This window comes from Arthrobacter sp. TB 26 (assembly GCF_000427315.1).
Lineage (GTDB): Bacteria > Actinomycetota > Actinomycetes > Actinomycetales > Micrococcaceae > Arthrobacter.
The window spans coordinates 1-1,753 of sequence record NZ_AUPJ01000460.1; the positions used below are offsets into that span (position 1 = coordinate 1).

The following is a 1,753-nucleotide window of genomic DNA, read 5'->3' on the forward strand; positions in this document are numbered from 1 at the left end:
GGGCCGGCCTTGTTATGGCCTACGGCACGGGTTCGACGTCGTTCGCGTGCTCGAGCGGTGCCCGTAGCGCGGCCGCACCGGCGCCCGACGGCGTCCTGAGCTCGTCCAGCCGGACCAGCACGACGCCGCCGACAATCAGCAGCCCGCCCATGAGCTGGATGGGGCCAGGCAGTTCACCGAGCAACAGCCAGGCCCAAATGACGGCGAACAGCACTTCCGTGAGCGAGACAAAGGACGCCACCTTGGATCCGAGTGCCCGCGCCGCCACAATGCCGGAGACGTAGGCGAGCACGGTGGCCAGCACGACGAGCCCGCCCAGGGCCACCCACCAGGGGGTGACCCAGGGGCCGAGGCGGGTGTCGGCCGTGCCGAACGCCATGGGCAGCAGGCCGGTGGCCGCGGCAAGCCACATGGTGACGGCGCCAACCATGAGTCCGCCGGAGGCCAGGACGATTGGCGGGAGGGTGTCATTCTCCTTGGCCGTGATGAAGAAGTAGATTGCGAGGCAGACGGCTGCCGCGATCCCCCAGAGGACGCCGATGACGTCGATCCTGACGGCTCCGGTGAGGTCCAGGACCAGGACCAGGCCGCCCAGGGACAGCAGCGTACCGGCGATCGTCAGCGGGCGCGGGCGTTTGCGGCTGGCGGCCCAGAGCCACAGCACGATGATTACGGGCGCCAGGTATTCCAGCAGCAGGGCAACCCCGACCGACAGCCGTGCCACCGCGTTGAAGTAGAACAGTTGGCAGGCGGCGACGCCGATGAGGCCGAAGAGCAGCACCGTGAGCCAGTTGTCCTTGAGCTGGTGCCAGCGCCCGCGCAGCGCCGGAGCAGCGAATACCGCCAGGATCAGCGCGGCTCCGGTGAGGCGTGCGGTGACGGCCGCGCCGGGGCTCCAGCCGGTCTCCAACAGGGCCTTGGCAAAGGAGCCGGAGAGTCCGAACACGGCCGAGGAAAACAACGCAACCCCCAGGCCCGAGGCTATGAACCCGGGGGCCGTGCCAGGGGCACCGGCGCCACCCTTTCCAGGGGCTCGCATTCCGGAATCGTTCTTGGCCGGTGCGGCGGCCGAGCGGCGTGCGGCAGACACGGGCTGCCTCCTGTCAGGAGTAAAGTGGGGTTATGCTCATGACAGTACGCCACGCCCACGTAAGGAGTCAAGATGCTTTTTGCCCCTGACACAGAAGTGGCCCTGCGGTCAGTGGTCAACCTGATCAACACCGCGGCCAACGGGGCGGAACAACTCGCCACCACCCAGGCCCTGGATCACTTCCTTAAGGCGGAGGGGTTTACCGGCTCGCGGACCAGGGATCCGGCCGAACTGGCCAGCGTGCACCACCTCCGCGGCGAACTCGCCACCCTCTGGCTCGCTGACGAATCCGCCGCCGTGGACACCGTGAACAGGCTGCTGCGGGAGGCACGGGCACTCCCCCAGCTCGTCAAGCACGACCAATGGGACTGGCATCTGCACGCCACCACCCCGGAAGCGCCCCTGGCGGACCGGATGAGCACGGAGGCCGCAATGGCTTTGGTCGATGTCATCCGCAGCAAGGAAATGGACCGGATGCTGGTGTGCGCCGCCGAGGACTGCGACGCCGTGGTGCTGGACCTCAGCCGGAACCGCTCCAAGCGCTACTGCGACACAGGCAACTGCGCGAACCGGGCGCACGTGGCGGCATACCGCGCACGAAAAGCGGCGTCCTGAGCCGCGGCCCAGGGTCAGCGTCCTTCAGGGATGCTCCCGCGGCCCGCC

Annotated in this window: 2 protein-coding genes; one reads left to right on the plus strand and one right to left on the minus strand. The window is 68.5% G+C overall.

Features of this window, described 5'->3' with window-relative positions:
• Window positions 1-19: 19 nt before the first annotated feature.
• Window positions 20-1,039 carry an EamA family transporter gene (locus K789_RS0117710; protein ID WP_029705226.1) on the minus strand — a complete coding sequence of 340 codons (1,020 nt, stop codon included), beginning with the start codon at window positions 1,037-1,039 and terminating at the stop codon, window positions 20-22.
• A gap of 123 nt (window positions 1,040-1,162) precedes the next feature.
• Here K789_RS0117710 and K789_RS0117715 point away from each other — a divergent pair, with 123 nt between their 5' ends.
• Window positions 1,163-1,705 carry a CGNR zinc finger domain-containing protein gene (locus K789_RS0117715; protein WP_024367937.1) on the plus strand — a complete coding sequence of 181 codons (543 nt, stop codon included), beginning with the start codon at window positions 1,163-1,165 and terminating at the stop codon, window positions 1,703-1,705.
• Window positions 1,706-1,753: the final 48 nt, after the last annotated feature.